This window comes from Amycolatopsis sp. NPDC114484 (assembly GCF_055633755.1).
This window is the reverse complement of the sequence record NZ_JBVKDQ010000003.1, coordinates 225579-240571: the sequence shown is the minus strand read 5'-3', so window position 1 is coordinate 240571 and position 14993 is coordinate 225579. Positions and strand designations below refer to the sequence as shown.

Below are 14993 nucleotides of genomic sequence, written 5' to 3'. Positions count from 1 at the left end.
CGCAGCTTCCCGCGGCCGGGATTTTCTGACAAAGACATGTCTGGACCAGTCCGTTGACATGGTTGTCATCGCGGGCCGACCATGGTCTCGTCGCCGGAGCGCACCCCGGTTCTCCTTCGGGCTCCGGATTCGCACCGCTCGCCTGAACGGGTTCCGTCCGCCTTGTCGTGCCGGAGGAAGCTGCCATGCCGCTTCGTCGATTTCTCGCTGTCCTCGTTCTCTTGGCCGCCGCTGCCGTACCGGGTCAAGCCGCCGAAGCGGCACCGCTCGGCCAGGCGGTGCGGATCATGCCGCTCGGCGACTCGATCACCGCCGGGGCGGGCAGTGCCACCGTGTCGTCCTATCGCGCTCCACTGTGGACAATGCTCTCCGGGGAATCCGGTTACTCGCCTCGGTTCGTCGGCACGCAGACCAACGGGAGTTTGCCCGATCCGGCCAACGAGGGCCACAGCGGTTACACCATCGACCAGATCACCGCGGGCATCGACGGCTGGCTCGCGTTCGACCGGCCGGACGTCGTGCTGCTGCACCTCGGCATCAACGACCTCGACCGCGGCATCGACGTGACCAACGCACCGGCCCGGCTGCACACCCTGCTCGACCGGATTTACGCCGATCGGCCGAATGCCGCCGTCCTCTTGCTGGGATTGATCCCGACGTCCGCGGGATTGGAAAACCGGGTCGCGGCGTTCAATTCCGTGGTGCGTGGCTTCGAAGCGGGCGAAACCCAAGCCGGACACCGATTTCGGTACGTCGAGCCGCCCGCGCTCACCTCGGCGGAAATGGTCGACCACTTGCATCCGAACGATGCCGGGTACCGGCGAATGGCGGAAAGCCTCTCCGGCGCGCTCGGGCGTGCGTACACCGAGGGCTTGTTCGCCGGACATCCTCCGCTCGGTGCCGGAACTGAATCCGGCGGTGCCGGAAAGGTTCGCTGGGCCGATTTCGACGGCGACGGCCGGGCGGATTACCTGACCGTCGCGAAGAACGGTGCAGTCAGCGTTTACCTGAATCGCGGCGGCGACGGCCACGGCGGCTGGCAGCCGCTCGGGCAAATCGCTGCCGGGCTCACCACGGATCCGGCGCGGGTCCGGCTCGCCGATTTCGACGGCGACGGTCGCGCCGATTATCTCCTGCTCGAACCGAACGGTGCGGTGATCGTCTACCTCAACCGCGGCGGGGACGGCCATGGCGGATGGCAGCCGCTCGGCCAGGTCGCGACCGGCACCACCGCCGACCCGAGCCGGGTCTGGTTCGCGGACTTCGACGGCGACGGCCAGGCGGATTACCTGACCATCGGGCAGAACGGCGCGGTCGCCGCCTATCTCAACCGAGGCGGCGACGGCCACGGCGGCTGGCTCGGCCGAGGTCAGGTCGCCGGTGGCACGACCACCGACGTGAGCAGCGTGCGCTTCGCCGACCTCGACGGTGACGGCCGGGCGGACTACGTAACGATCGCTCCGAGCGGTGCGGTCACCGCGTTCTTCAATCGCGGCGGCGACGAGCAAGGCGGCTGGTATTCGCGAGGACAGGTGGCCACCGGCGTCACCACGGATTCCAGTGCCGTCGCCTTCGCCGATTTCACCGGTGGCGGCAATGCCGACTACCTCCTCGCCGATAAATCCACCAACGCTGCTTCCTGCTATTCCTGGGAAGGCGGCGACGGACACGGCAGCTGGATCGACCGCGGCCGGGTCGCCAGCGGTGTGCCGATCAGCTGAACAAACCCCTCCGACCGAAAAGGACGCGCGATGAAAGTTCGAGCGAGAGTGAGCTGCGCTCTGGCAACGGCCGTGACCGTCGCCGGACTGTGTGCCGGACCAGCGCAAGCGGCCGAACGCCGAGCGGCGGCCGATCCGGCCAGCCTGGTCAACCCGTTCATCGGAACCACCAATCAGGCCAACGATTTCCCCGGCGCGGACGCTCCGTTCGGAATGGTCCAGTGGAGTCCGGACACCACCTCCCGGCCACCCGGCGGAGGCTACGAATACCACGATTCGACGATCACCGGATTCAGCCTGGCCCACATCGCGGGCCCCGGCTGCGGCGCGGCGGGAGACCTGCCGATCCTGCCGACTGTCGGCGGCGTGAATCCGTCCGCGAACGTGAACTTCCAGCACAGCAACGAAACCGCGTCCGCTGGGTATTACCGAGTCAAGCTGGACAACGGTGTCAACACTGAATTGACCGCCACCACGCGCAGCGGCATGGGCCGTTTCACCTTCCCTGCCGGAAACCAGTCGAACCTCGTGTTCAAAGTGGACGGAAGTCAGAACCGGCCCGGCAACGCACAGTTCACCGTCGTATCGAACACCGAGGTGCGCGGCCAGGTCACCAGCGGTGCGTTCTGCGGCGCGGCCAACAGCTACACCGTCTACTTCGACCTCCTCTTCGACCGTCCTTTCGCGAGCAGCGGCAGCCGTTCGGTCACTTTCGACACCTCCGGAAACCAGGTGGTGCAGGCGAAAGTCGGCGTGAGCTACGTGTCGGTCGCCAACGCGGCGGCGAACCGAGCCGCGGAAAACCCCGGCTGGGACTTCGACGGCACTCGCTCCGCCGCCGCGCAGGCGTGGAACGCCCAGCTCGGCAAGATCAAGGTTACCGGCGGAACGTCAGACCAGCAGACGATGTTCTACACCGCGCTGTACCACTCGCTGCTGCATCCCAACGTGATCAGCGACGTCAACCGCCAATATCCCGGTTTCGACGGCAAACCGCACACGGTCGACGCGGGCCACGACGCGGTGTATGCCAACTACTCAGGTTGGGATATCTATCGCTCCCAGGCCCAGCTGGAAGCACTGCTGGCGCCGAAGGTCGCGTCCGATACCGCGCAGTCCATGGTGGACGATTACCGGCAAACGGGGATCTTCCCCAAGTGGTCGGAAAACAACGGCGAGTCCTACGTGATGGTCGGCGACCCGGCCGCGTCCATCATCGCCGACTACTATGCCTTCGGCGCCCGCGACTTCGACACCGCCGACGCCCTCCACGGTTTGGTCGCGCAAGCCTCCAAGCCGAACAACGACCGTCCCGGCCTGAACTACCTCGACAGCCTCGGCTACCTCCCGCACGACGGGAACTTCGGCTGCTGCAACGCTTACGGCCCCGCAGCGACCACTTTGGAATACAACACCGCCGACTTCGCCCTGTCTGCTTTCGCGGGCGCGCTCGGCGACACCGCCAGCCAGCGCACGTACCGCAATCGCGCGCAGAACTGGCGCAACCTGCTCAACCCGCAGTCCGGTTTCGTCCAGGCCCGCAACGCCGACGGCAACTGGCCGCTCGACTTCGACCCGACGAACGGCAAGAGCATGGTCGAGGGGACTTCGTTCATCTACACCGGAATGGTGCCGTTCGACCTGGCAGGACTGACCCGCGCCAAGGGCGGCCCGACGGTCATGAACCATTACCTGGACAACGTCCTGCGCACCTTCGACGGGAACGACGGTCTCGCCTGGATGGGCAACGAGCCCAGCATCGAACTGCCCTGGGAGTACGACTACACCGGCGCGCCGTACCGGACGCAGGAGACGGTCCGGGCGATCCAGGGCAAGATCTGGCGCAACGCCCCGGACGGCCTCGGCGGCGGCAACGACGACCTCGGCACGATGAGTGCTTGGTATGTCTGGTCCGCGCTCGGCATGTTCCCGGAAACCCCGGGCACCGCCGACCTCGCGCTCGGCTCGCCGGTCTTCAGTCAAGCCGTCGTCACGCTCCCGTCCGGAAAGACCCTCACCGTGAACGGCAACGGTGCGGCGGACAACGCGCCGTACCTCCAGGCCGCGTCGTGGAATGGCACAGCTTGGAACAAGGCGTACGCCCCGGATATCAGCAACGGTGGCACGCTTAGCTTCACCCTCGGCACTACGGCCAACAAGACCTGGGCCGCGGATCCGTCGGCCGCGCCACCGTCCTATCCCGGAGACAGCCCGGCACCGGCGAGCCCGCGCGTCGGCCCGATCGTCGCCGGAGTTTCGTCGGGCCTGTGCATCGACAACGCGTTTTCGAAGGTCACTGACGGCAACCCGATCCAGCTCTACGGCTGCGATTCGACCTACGCGCAGGACTGGGTCGTCGGCACCGACCACACGCTGCGCGTCCACGGCAAGTGTCTCGACGTCGATAACTCCGGCACCACGAACGGCACCCATATTCAGCTCTACACCTGCAACAACACGGGCGCTCAGCAGTGGGTCGAGGACAACGGCTCGCTCCGGAACCCGCACTCCGGCCTCTGCCTGGACGATCCGGACAGCAGCACCAAGGAGTTCACCCAGCTGCAGCTCTACACCTGCAACAACAGCCCCGCGCAGAAGTGGGCCCTGCCCCGCTGAGCAGGCTGATTGCCCGGGCCGCCGTCGCCGGACGGCGGTCCGGGCACTGCTTTGGCGACCGGCACAAGTCCCGGGCCGAATCTCTGGGCTCTCGTCCAAGGCTGCCGCGATCCGGCCGGATCGATACTGGCGCCCATCGACCCGCCGTGGTCGGGACACCGAGGTCCCGGAGGTTTCCAGCACATGACGCCGCCCCTGCCCCAGGCCGTGGACGAGGCTCTTCACCAGGCCTGCCGCACCGCGTTGCACGAACGGTCCTTCGCCGCCGGACTCTCGATGGCGGTCACCGGCCGCGACGGGATCCTCGCGTCCGGCGCGTTCGGACACGCCGATCTGGCCGCCGCTCGGCCGGCGACCGAGGACACGCTGTTCCAGATCGGCTCGATCTCCAAAGGCATGACCGCCGCGCTGCTGCTGCGGGCGCGCGACGCCGCGCTGGTCGACCTGGACCGTCCGGTGACCGAGTACCTGCCGTGGTTCTCCGTGCGGTCCGCGCACGCGCCGATCACCGTGCGCCACCTGATGTCGCACACCGCGGGGATCATCGCGGGCACCGACGTCTCCGGCGACTCCGCCTTCGAGGTCTGGGCGCTGCGCGACACCGAAGCCACGACGCCGCCGGGGACCTGGTTCCACTACTCGAACTCCGGTTACAAGGCGCTCGGACTGGTGCTGGAGGTGATATACCAACGGCCGTATCAGGAACTTCTCGGCGACTTCCTGGCCGAGCTGGGGATGCCGGCTGCCATCCCAGCGATCACCCATGAGATACGAGTTCGCAGTGCCGTGGGATATGAACCGCGCTATGACGACAGGGTCCCGGTCCGCGAAGACGGCGTGGTCCCGGCGACGTGGATCGAGACCGCCACCGCGGACGGCAGCGTCGTCTCGACCGCCCGCGACATGACCGCGTGGCTGCGCCTGTTGCTGAACGGCGGATCACTGGCGGGCGACCTGTGCCGCCCCGAGATCCTGATCGAGGACGAAGACTGTTCGTACGGCCTTGGCATGATGGTCGGCGAGTTCGACGGCCGTCCGCACGTCTGGCACACCGGCGGCATGCTCGGCTACTACGCCGCGATCGCGTGCGATGTCGACGCGGGGATCGGGGCCGTCGTGCTGGCCAACGGCGCGGGCCCGTGGCAGGAGACAGTCGTCCACCTCGTCGCCGCGACGCGAGCCGCGCTCGGCGGCGGCTCGGTGCCGGAATTCGTGCTGCCAGAACGGAAACGTCCGGTGCTGCCGACCCCGGAAGACCCGCCCGCGCACTGGGCCGAGGTCGTCGGGCACTACCGCTGCCACAACCCATGGCTGTCCAATTTGCACGTCTACGCCCACGGCAACCGATTGTGGGTGTCGGTCACCGGCGGTCCGCCGGACGAACTCGTCCCGCTCCCGGACGGCTCCTTCCGCGTCGGCGAGGACGAACGGCTCCCGGAACGGCTGAAGTTCGACGTCGTGCTCAACGGGGTCGCGGTCCGCGCCGACTACTCCGGATGCCCGCTCTACCGCACCTTCACGCCCTAGGCGGCCCTTGATGAGAAACCGTTTCCGCCGCGCGGCAGCGGCGCTGCTGGCCGTGGCGCTGGCCGCCGGCACCGTTACCGCGTGCGGCCAGGCCGAGAGCGAAACCGCCGACGGCGGCGTCTTCCGCTTCGGCGCCAACCAGCCGGTCGACTCGCTCAACCCGTTCGTTTCCGTAGTCAGCATGGCGTTTTCGGTGTTCGAGCAGATCTACCCGACCCTGGTGCAGCTCGACCCGAACGACAAGTACGTCCCGGAATTCGCTACCGACTGGAGCACTTCCGAGGATGGCCAAACCTGGACTTTCCACACTCACCCCGGGGCCAGCTGGTCCGATGGCGAGCCGCTCACCGCCGCTGACGTCGCGTGGACGCTCAGCACGATCGTGAAATTCCAGGACGGCCCGACCGCCGGTCTCGCCAGTTACGTGGTCAACCTCGACAGCGCGACCGCGCCGGACGCGAACACGGTGGTGCTGCACTACGCCAATCCGGTTTCCAATGTCCTAAGCAGACTGATGAGCGTCCCGATCCTGCCCCGGCACATCTGGCAGAAGTACGCCGAAGGCAAGGGCGAGGCGCTGACTACGTTCCCGAACACCGCGCCCATCGTGTCCGGCGGACCGTTCGTCCTGGTCAAACACCAACCGAAACAGATCGCGCTGTTCAAGCGGAATCCCGCTTACTACGGCCCGAAACCGCATATCGCCGGGTTCGGCATCCAGTTCTTCAGCACCGACGACGCGATGATCACCGCGCTGAAGAGCCATCAGCTCGACGCCGTGCAAAGCGTGCCAGCCACCTCAGTGGGCAATCTCGAATCGTCCGGGTTCAAGGTGCTTTCCTCGCCGGGCATGCGATTCGACAGCATCACGGTCAACACGAACCCGAAACAGCAAGCGGCGCACCGGGAATTGACCAACCCGCTGCTGCGCGAAGCGCTCGACCACGCGATCAACCGGGCCGAGATCGTGAAGACCTCGCTGCTCGGCCACGGCAAACCGGGAGGCGCGGTGATCGCACCCGGCACCGCGGATTGGACGGACAGCTCGATCAAACCCCCGTCGTTCGACCTGGACCTAGCCAACCGGCTGCTCGACCAGGCCGGTTACCGGCGAGGCCCGGACGGCGTCCGGATCGCCGGCGATCACCCGATGGACTACCCGATCATCCTGCCCGAGGACACCTACAGCGGTGCCGGGCTTCGCTCATTCCAGATCATTCGAGGCGATTTCGAGCGAATCGGCGTCCGGCTCGAACCGCGGCTGCTGGACAACGCGGCGGCCAACGAGGCGGCGATGGCGAACAAATCGCAGGACTTCGCGATGACCATGTGGGGCTGGAGCGGCGGCACCAGCGACCCGGACGACACGCTCAACTACCTCACCTGCGCCAGCCAGGGAATCCTCAACGACACCGGCTACTGCGGCAAGGAATGGGACGACCTCTACAGCCAGCAGGGCGAGGCGATGAACCCCGCGGACCGGCACGACGTCGTGAACCGGATGCAGCAGCTGGCCGCACGCGAGCGTCCGCTGCTCGTGCTCGACTACCCGGACGCGCTCGAAGCGCACTCGTCGTCCTGGACCGGTTTGACACCGGTGGGCGGGGCGTCGTTCTCGTCGGAGTCGAAGCTCCCGCTGTTGTCCGTGCGAAAGGCGGGCTGACCCGATGCGCAGTCTCGACTATCTGCTCCGCCGCGGCGTTTTTACTGTGGTGACCATCTTTCTCACCGTCACCGCGAACTTCTTCCTCTTCCGGGTCCTGCCCGGCGACGCGGTGACCAACCTGTCCCGGGTGCCGCACGCGACCCCGGAACTGCAGCACGCGCTGATGGTCCGCTTCGGACTCGACAAGTCCAAATGGGACCAATACCTGATCTACCTCAAGAACCTGCTGCACGGCGACCTCGGCGTGTCGTTCACGTATCAGCAACCGGTGACCCATCTGCTGGTCGAGGATCTCAAGAACACTGTGCTGCTGGCCGGTGTCGGGACGCTCGGCGCGATCGTGCTCGGCATCCTGTCCGGGGTGATCGCGGCGTGGCGGCGGAATTCCGCGCTGGACCACCTCAACACCGGGATCGCGACGCTGGTGTACTCGTTCCCGTCCCAGTGGCTCGGGTTGGTATTGCTGATCCTGTTCGCTGGGATACTTCCGGCAGGCGGGATGTCGGACCTGTTCCTGTTCGACAGCCCGCCGTTCTGGCAGAACATCGGGGACGTGGCGAGTCACATGGTGCTGCCGACGGTCACGCTCATCCTCACCGCGTACGGCGGCTACACGCTGGTGGTGCGCTCCTCGATGCTGGAAACCCTCGGCGAGGACTATGTGCTCACCGCGCGCGCCAAAGGGCTTTCGGACCGGCGGGTGGTCTGGCAGCACGCGGTGCGGAACGCGATGCTGCCGATGGTCACCATGGTCGCCCTCGATCTCGGCTACGTCGTCGGCGGCGCGGTGCTGATCGAGGTGATCTTCAGCTGGCCGGGCATCGGCATGGCCACCTACACCGCGCTCAGCCAGCGCGATTACCCGATGGTGCAAGGCGGGTTCCTGCTCCTGACGGTGTCGGTGATCCTGCTGAACTTCCTGGCCGACCTGGTCTACTTCCGCCTTGATCGGAGAGTCAGCGCATGACCACTGTCGCCCCGGCTGAACTGCGGCGCACGGGTATCTTTCGAAAAGTACTGCGGGAGCACAAAACCGCGATCGCCGGTCTCGTTATTCTCGGTCTTTTCGTAGTGCTGGCCGTTGTTTCGCCCTACCTCGCGCCGTACAGCATCACCGAACGGTCCTGCGCGGTTTTCGAACCGCCATCGGTGCACCATTGGCTCGGCTGCGACGACGGTGGCGTGGACATGCTGTCGCTGCTGATGCGCGGCGGGCAGACGTCACTCGTCGTCGGATTCGCGGCGACGCTCGTCGCGATGCTGCTCGGCGGCACGGTCGGGATCCTGTCCGGGTACTTCGGCGGCTGGGTCGACGCGGTGCTGATGCGCCTCACCGACGTGCTGCTGGTGCTGCCGGATTTGGTGCTGGCCATGGTGATCGCGGCGGTGTGGGGGCCGAGCCTGTTCCACGTGATCCTGGTGATCGGCCTGCTGGAATGGACGACGACCGCGCGGATCGTGCGCGCGGAAGTCATGTCGTTGCGCGAACGGGCTTACGTCAAACGGGCGCGCGGCCTCGGCGCTAGCAACACGCGGGTGATCGTGCGGCACATCCTGCCGCAGGCGGGTCCGCTGCTGATCGCCAACACCGTGCTGACCGTTTCGGTCGCGATTTATCTGGAGACAGCGTTGGCATTTCTCGGTTTGGAAGACCCGAGCGTCACGACTTGGGGCACGATCCTGGAACACGCTTTCGCCCGTACCGCGATCAGTTCCGGGGCTTGGTGGGCGATCGTGCCGGACGGATTCGTGATCGCCGCGGTGAGCATCGGCTGCTTCCTGCTCGGCCGGGCCATCGAGGACGCACTGAACCCCCGGCTCAAGGTTTCCCATTTGTCCGGACGCCGGTGGCGGGTGCGGGTACTGGCCGGAAGGGGAGGGGACGCCCGATGAACGTCTTGGAGTGCAAGGATTTGCACGTGTGGTTCGACCTGCCGGACGGCGGTCGGGTGCATCCGGTGAACGGGGTGAGTTTCTCGCTGGCCGCGAGCGAGCGGTACGGGCTGGTCGGCGAATCCGGCTGCGGGAAGTCGACGACGATCCTGGCGTTGCTGGGATTGCTGCCGCCGACCGCGACCGTCGCGGGCAGCGTTTCCGTCGCCGGTTCGGAGATCTTGGCCGGCGGCGAGGAATCCATGCGCGGGCACCGGTGGCGGGACATCGCGATGGTGTTCCAGGGCGCGATGAACGCGCTCAACCCGGTCAAGACGGTCGGCTGGCAGATCGCCGAACCGATGCTCTGCCACGGCATCGCGCGCCGGGCGAAGGCGCGCGAGCGAGCGCGGGAATTGCTGGAGCTGGTTGGTATCCCAGCTGTGGCGGCTGACCGGTACCCGCACGAGTTCTCCGGCGGCATGCGGCAGCGGCTGTCGATCGCGATGGCGCTGGCCTGTGAGCCGAAGGTGCTGCTCGCCGACGAGCCGACCACCGCGCTCGACGTGATGGTGCAGGCGCAGATCCTGGAACTGCTGACCCGGCTGACCGACGAACTCGGCATGGCGCTGGTCCTGGTCACCCACGACCTGCCGTTGGTATCTCAAGTCTGCCACCGTGCCGCGGTAATGTACGCCGGAAAGATGGTAGAAGAGGGCCCGGCGGATCAGTTGAGCTGGGAGTCCCAGCATCCCTATACGCGGCTGTTGTTCTCCGCCACGCCGGACCTCTACGGCGACGAACCGGTCGTCTCGATTCCTGGCGCGCCACCGCGCTTGGACACCGAGATCGTCGGCTGTCCGTTCCGTCCGCGCTGTGATGTCCCGATGGACCGCTGCGCTGCCGAACTCCCGCTTTTGACCACGGCCGGTCCGGGGCATCGCGCGGCGTGTTTCCATACCGAGAGCGTGGTGCCGGCATGACCGAGGCGTTGCTGGAGGTCGACGACCTCTCGATCCACTACCCGATGCGCCGCAGCGTCGCAGATACGCTGGCTCGACGTCCGCGCAGCGTCGTGCATGCCGTGGACGGCATCAGCTTCCGGCTCGGACGCGGCGAGATGGTCGCCGTCGTCGGCGAGTCCGGCTGCGGGAAATCCACTACGGCGGCAGCGATCTGCGGCCTGGTTCCCCCGACCGGCGGTACTGTCCGGCTGGAGGGCAACGCGATCACCGGATTGTCGGAACGCCGGTTGCGTTCCGTCCGGCGACGGGTCCAGATGATTTACCAGGACCCGTACGAATCGCTCGACCCGCTCTGCCGGGTGCGGGACATCCTCGCCGAGCCGATGCTGATCCACGGTATCGGCGGGTCCAAAGCGGAACGAACAACGCTCGCCGGGGAAGCACTGGAACGCAGCGGACTCTCTCCGGCAGAAGCCTTCCTGGACCGCTACCCGCACGAACTGTCCGGTGGTCAACGGCAACGCGTCGCCATCGCGGCCGCACTGGTGCTCGACCCGGACGTCCTGCTCGCCGACGAACCAGTGTCCATGTTGGACGTTTCGGTACGCGCCGGAGTGCTGTCCCTTTTGGACACCCTGCGGAAGGGCCAGGACACCGCGATCCTGATGATCACCCACGACTTGTCCACCGCCGCGCATTTCGCCGACCGGATCGTGGTCATGTACCTGGGCCGGATCGTCGAGCAGGGACCGGCACGGGAGGTCGTGCACAACCCGCAACATCCCTACACGAAGGCACTGCTGTCGGCAGTCCCGCGACGGGACCGGGATCAGCAAGCGAAACCTCAGCTGCTGACCGGCGAGACACCAAACCCGGTCGACATCCCGCCCGGCTGCCGATTCCGCTCGCGCTGCCCCGTCGGCACCGACGACTGCGAACGCACCGACCCGCCGCTGGTCTCGGCCGACGGCCACGAAACCGCATGTCTGCACGTCTGATCCTGCCCCGCGCGCCCAAGGAAAGGAACACTATGCCCGCCGATCTAGTCCTCCGAGGTGGCTCAGTACTCGACGGCACCGGAACCTCTGCCCGGCGCGCGGACGTAGCGATCACCGGGGACCGGATCGAGGCGATCGGCGACGTCCGGGACGCTGACGCTCCGGTCCTGGACGCCGAGGGTTGCGTGGTGGCACCGGGATTCATCAACGTGCTCAGCCACGCCTACGAAACCCTCCAGCTGGATCCGCGCGGATTGTCTGACATATATCAGGGCATCACCACTGAGATCTTCGGCGAAGGCCGCTCGATGGGCCCGGTCACCGGCCGGATGACCGACCTCGTCGCCGCCGAACCGCCGTTGTACGGCATGCGAACCAGCTGGCCCCGGCTCGACGACTTCCTGACCGACCTCAGCGGTATCGGGCTCAACATCGGCAGCTTCGTCGGCGCGGAAAACCTCCGGATGCCCTTCGCGGGCAACGAAGACCGCCCGCTCACCGAGGACGAGCTGACCGCCGCGTGCGTGTTGCTGGACGAGGAACTCGCGGCCGGCGCGCTCGGGGTGGGATCCGCGTTGATCTACGCACCGGGCAGCTACGCGTCCACCGAGGAGCTGATCGCGTACGCCCGAGTGCTGGCCAAGCACGACGCGCTGTACATCTCGCACATCCGCGGCGAGTCGGACCGGCTGGTCGATTCGGTCGACGAGCTGATCCGGATCGCCCGGGAATCCTCTGCGCGGGCAGAGATATATCACCTGAAGGCATCTGGACAACAGAACTGGCCGTTGATGTCCACCGTGCTCGACAGGGTCCAGCAGGCGCGCGCGGACGGACTCGGCATCACCGCGGACATCTACCCGTACGCCGCGGGCTCGACCTTCCTCTCCGCCTTCATCCCGCCGCGTTTCCACGACGGTGGCGAGCTGGCCGCGCGCATCGCGAACCCGTCGATCCGCGCGGAGATCAAAGCCGCCATTCTCGAGCCTCGCCAGGACTGGGAGAACCTGTACCTCGGATCCGGTGGTGCGGAGGGAATTCTGCTGCTGTGCGGTTCGGGCACCGCTGCGCCGGGTCAGACGCTCGCCGAGGCCAGTCGCGGGGGAGATCCGCTCGACACCCTGCTGGACCTCGTCGCGGCCGAACCGAAGCTGATGGTCGCCCTGTTCACCGCCTCGGAGGCGGACACGCGGCGCGCACTGAAACAACCGTGGGTTTCGGTGTGCACCGACTCCGAGGCGATCCCGGCGGAGGCGCCGTTCACGGAGACGTCCACCCATCCCCGGACGTACGGCGCCTTCGCACGAGTGCTCGGCCCTTGGGTCCGGGAAGGCGTGCTGCCACTGGAAGAAGCGGTGCGGCGGATGACGAGCCTGCCCGCCGCGAACCTGCGCCTGACCGATCGAGGCGTGCTGCGGCCGGGCGCGTTCGCGGACGTGACCGTATTCGATCCGGCGGCCGTGCAGGACAACGCTACCTATCTGGACCCGCACCGCTACGCCGACGGGATGCGGCATGTGCTGGTGAACGGACAGCCAGCGCTGCAGGACGGCAAACCGACCGGGATCTTGGCCGGGCGCGCGGTGCGGCGGGGACGGTAGGGGAGGGAAGGGGGCGCAGGGTTGGTGCGGACCAGCTCAGCGGCGGATTCGGGCGGCTTGTGTCCCGGCCGAGCCGTTCCCCGGGGCGGTGGTGGGCTTTGCCAGCTGAGCTGAACCTCGAACCTGAGCGGGCGTGGCGCATCCGGGCTGTTTCAGCGCCGGGCCTTGCCGGTCTGCCTCCGACCCGAGTCATTTGCCGGTGCCGCAGTGAGGATTGCCGGTGAGCTGATCCTCGAACCTGAGCCAGCGCGGTGCATCCGGACAGCTTCAGCGCCGGGCCCCGCCGACCTGCCTCCCACCCAAGCCGTTCGCCGGTGCCGCAGCCAGGTTAGCCACTCCCCAAACCAAGCCCAGCCCGCCCATCCAAACCGGACCCACCCCCGGCCCTACCACCCGAGCTGATCCCCCAACCGCAACCGCAGCCACAGCACCAGTCGCTCGTCCGGATCCGCCAGATCGAACCCGAAGATCTCCTCCGCCCGCGAAAGCCGGTACCGGATCGTGTTCGGATGCACCGACAACCGCGTCGAGGCGGCGGCGATGTCGCCGTTCGTGTCGAGATACGCCAGGATCGTCGGCGCGTAAGTGGTCCCGTGCTCGACGTCGTGCGCCCGCACCGCCGGACCCAGCCGCTGCGGCAAAGCGGCGTCTCCGGCCAGGATCTGCGCCAGCACCGACAGCGTCGCCCCGGCCCAGACCTCCTCGATCGCCGCCACCTGGCACGGTTCCGGCGAGGTCCGTTGTTCCGCCAGCGTCCGCAGGACCAGGTCGGCGTCGGCCCGGGAGGACGCGATCGACCGGAGCCCGGGAACCGTCGCGCCGAGGCCCGCTTGCACCGGCATCCGCAACGCGCCGTGCGCTCGCCGGGCGATGTCGGCGACCAGTTCGCGGTGCGCGGGACCCTTGGGCAGCAGCGCGTAGACGGTCCCGTCGATCAGCGCGCAGCCGTGCCGTCCGTAGTGCGCCTCGCAGTGCAGGCTCACCAGATCGGCCAGCCGCGTCGCCGCGTGAGCGGCCAGCACGTCTTCGGGATCGGTGACGGTGAACGCGGCGACCGCGACCGGCACGTCCGGGTCCAAGCCGAGCTGCGGGGCGACGGCGGTGACGCTGCTCGGGTCGGCCAGCAGGCGTTGCAGCAGGTCAGCGCGCCGACGGCGAACCACATCGACCGCCGTGCGCGCGGCCAGCAGGTGCAGCGCGGCGATCTCGGCGGCGTTGAAGAGCGCTTGCTCGGCCGCCTCGTCGAGGCTGTCCTCGGCGTCGACCACCCAGATCGACCCGAGCATCTCGCTGCCCGCGCGCACCGCGACGCCGAGCCGGGGCAGTCCGTCGGGGAGCGAGGGAAACCGGCAGGTCCGCCGCACCCGCGCGAGTTCGCGGTACTGGTCGTCGTAGAAAACCGGCACCTCCGGCACCTGCAGCCCGAGGATGCCCTGGCGGCGGCCGTCGTCGATGGGCTGGCCGGGCAGCGTCGAGTACGCCAGGATCCGCCGGTTGGGATCTTCGATGGTGGTCGCGCCGCCGACCATCCCGGCGATGGCGTTGGCCAGCGCGAACAGATCGCCGGCGGCCGGCGCGCCGGGCGTGCGCACGGCGGGTGCGAGCGCCGAGGAGAGCATTGCCTCGAGGTGGTGCCAGGGCACGGCTTCGTCGGCGGCGAGCAGCACGACCCCGGCGTCCTGCGCGGCGTCGGAAAGCTCGGTGAGCGGTTCGCCGAAGCTTTTCACCACCAGCGCTGAATATCCCACGGCCGAGTTGAGGAGATCTTTCGCTTCGGCCGGATCGGCCCCGACCGCGAGCAGGATCGTGTCCTGCCCCGGCGGCGCGCCGCCGCGCCGCTCGTGGATGAGCACGCCGGACACCGGCACCGGCCGCTCCGGCAGCGGGGTGACCGGCTGCAGCAGCGAAGCGCCGAGCGCGTCGAGGACCTGCCCGAGATCGGGCACCTCCGGATCGAGCATCTTCACCTCTTTAGCCAGACGCACAAAACATCCGCGGAATCTCTGGACCGGCACTGCACGCACCCG

10 protein-coding genes are annotated in these 14993 nt (G+C 67.6%); 9 read left to right on the top strand and 1 reads right to left on the bottom strand.

Annotated elements, in window-relative coordinates; all coding sequences use genetic code 11:
* The first annotated feature begins 185 nt into the window (after positions 1–185).
* From ACZ7SW_RS10575 to ACZ7SW_RS10535, 9 genes are all read left to right on the top strand, one after another.
* A complete protein-coding gene (locus ACZ7SW_RS10575) occupies positions 186–1721 on the top strand; it encodes an FG-GAP-like repeat-containing protein (RefSeq protein WP_470230152.1) in 1536 nt (511 codons plus the stop codon).
* A gap of 30 nt (positions 1722–1751) precedes the next feature.
* Entirely contained in the window at positions 1752–4337 is a 2586-nt protein-coding gene (locus ACZ7SW_RS10570; protein ID WP_470230151.1) for a lectin, read from the top strand.
* 183 nt (positions 4338–4520) lie between these two features.
* A complete protein-coding gene (locus ACZ7SW_RS10565) occupies positions 4521–5864 on the top strand; it encodes a serine hydrolase domain-containing protein (RefSeq protein ID WP_470230150.1) in 1344 nt (447 codons plus the stop codon).
* Between the two features lie 10 nt (positions 5865–5874).
* Positions 5875–7527 carry an ABC transporter substrate-binding protein gene (locus ACZ7SW_RS10560; protein WP_470230149.1) on the top strand — a complete coding sequence of 551 codons (1653 nt, stop codon included), beginning with the start codon at positions 5875–5877 and terminating at the stop codon, positions 7525–7527.
* Positions 7528–7531: 4 nt separating this feature from the next.
* On the top strand, positions 7532–8497 hold the full coding sequence (locus tag ACZ7SW_RS10555) for an ABC transporter permease (protein ID WP_470230148.1): 966 nt from the start codon (positions 7532–7534) through the stop codon (positions 8495–8497).
* Positions 8494–9423 carry an ABC transporter permease gene (locus tag ACZ7SW_RS10550; protein ID WP_470230147.1) on the top strand — a complete coding sequence of 310 codons (930 nt, stop codon included), beginning with the start codon at positions 8494–8496 and terminating at the stop codon, positions 9421–9423. The genes ACZ7SW_RS10555 and ACZ7SW_RS10550 overlap by 4 nt, the downstream gene beginning before the upstream one ends.
* The gene (locus ACZ7SW_RS10545) at positions 9420–10385 is read left to right on the top strand and encodes an ABC transporter ATP-binding protein (RefSeq protein WP_470230146.1); all 966 of its coding nucleotides are present in this window, start codon (positions 9420–9422) and stop codon (positions 10383–10385) included. The genes ACZ7SW_RS10550 and ACZ7SW_RS10545 overlap by 4 nt, the downstream gene beginning before the upstream one ends.
* The gene (locus ACZ7SW_RS10540) at positions 10382–11365 is read left to right on the top strand and encodes an ABC transporter ATP-binding protein (protein WP_470230145.1); all 984 of its coding nucleotides are present in this window, start codon (positions 10382–10384) and stop codon (positions 11363–11365) included. Before ACZ7SW_RS10545 ends, ACZ7SW_RS10540 begins: the two co-directional genes overlap by 4 nt.
* A 32-nt stretch (positions 11366–11397) precedes the next feature.
* Entirely contained in the window at positions 11398–12966 is a 1569-nt protein-coding gene (locus tag ACZ7SW_RS10535) for an N-acyl-D-amino-acid deacylase family protein (RefSeq protein ID WP_470230144.1), read from the top strand.
* A gap of 386 nt (positions 12967–13352) precedes the next feature.
* Here the strand turns inward: ACZ7SW_RS10535 and ACZ7SW_RS10530 are convergent, their stop codons facing one another.
* Positions 13353–14927, bottom strand: coding sequence for a PucR family transcriptional regulator (locus tag ACZ7SW_RS10530; protein ID WP_470230143.1), 1575 nt, complete (start codon positions 14925–14927; stop codon positions 13353–13355).
* Positions 14928–14993: the final 66 nt, after the last annotated feature.

Bases quoted from the DNA above. Each gene is read 5' to 3' on its own strand.
- ACZ7SW_RS10575 (WP_470230152.1), top strand. From the start codon at position 186: ATGCCGCTTCGTCGATTTCTCGCTGTCCTCGTTCTCTTGGCCGCCGCT.
- ACZ7SW_RS10570 (WP_470230151.1), top strand. From the start codon at position 1,752: ATGAAAGTTCGAGCGAGAGTGAGCTGCGCTCTGGCAACGGCCGTGACC.
- ACZ7SW_RS10565 (WP_470230150.1), top strand. From the start codon at position 4,521: ATGACGCCGCCCCTGCCCCAGGCCGTGGACGAGGCTCTTCACCAGGCC.
- ACZ7SW_RS10560 (WP_470230149.1), top strand. From the start codon at position 5,875: ATGAGAAACCGTTTCCGCCGCGCGGCAGCGGCGCTGCTGGCCGTGGCG.
- ACZ7SW_RS10555 (WP_470230148.1), top strand. From the start codon at position 7,532: ATGCGCAGTCTCGACTATCTGCTCCGCCGCGGCGTTTTTACTGTGGTG.
- ACZ7SW_RS10550 (WP_470230147.1), top strand. From the start codon at position 8,494: ATGACCACTGTCGCCCCGGCTGAACTGCGGCGCACGGGTATCTTTCGA.
- ACZ7SW_RS10545 (WP_470230146.1), top strand. From the start codon at position 9,420: ATGAACGTCTTGGAGTGCAAGGATTTGCACGTGTGGTTCGACCTGCCG.
- ACZ7SW_RS10540 (WP_470230145.1), top strand. From the start codon at position 10,382: ATGACCGAGGCGTTGCTGGAGGTCGACGACCTCTCGATCCACTACCCG.
- ACZ7SW_RS10535 (WP_470230144.1), top strand. From the start codon at position 11,398: ATGCCCGCCGATCTAGTCCTCCGAGGTGGCTCAGTACTCGACGGCACC.
- ACZ7SW_RS10530 (WP_470230143.1), bottom strand. From the start codon at position 14,927: ATGCTCGATCCGGAGGTGCCCGATCTCGGGCAGGTCCTCGACGCGCTC.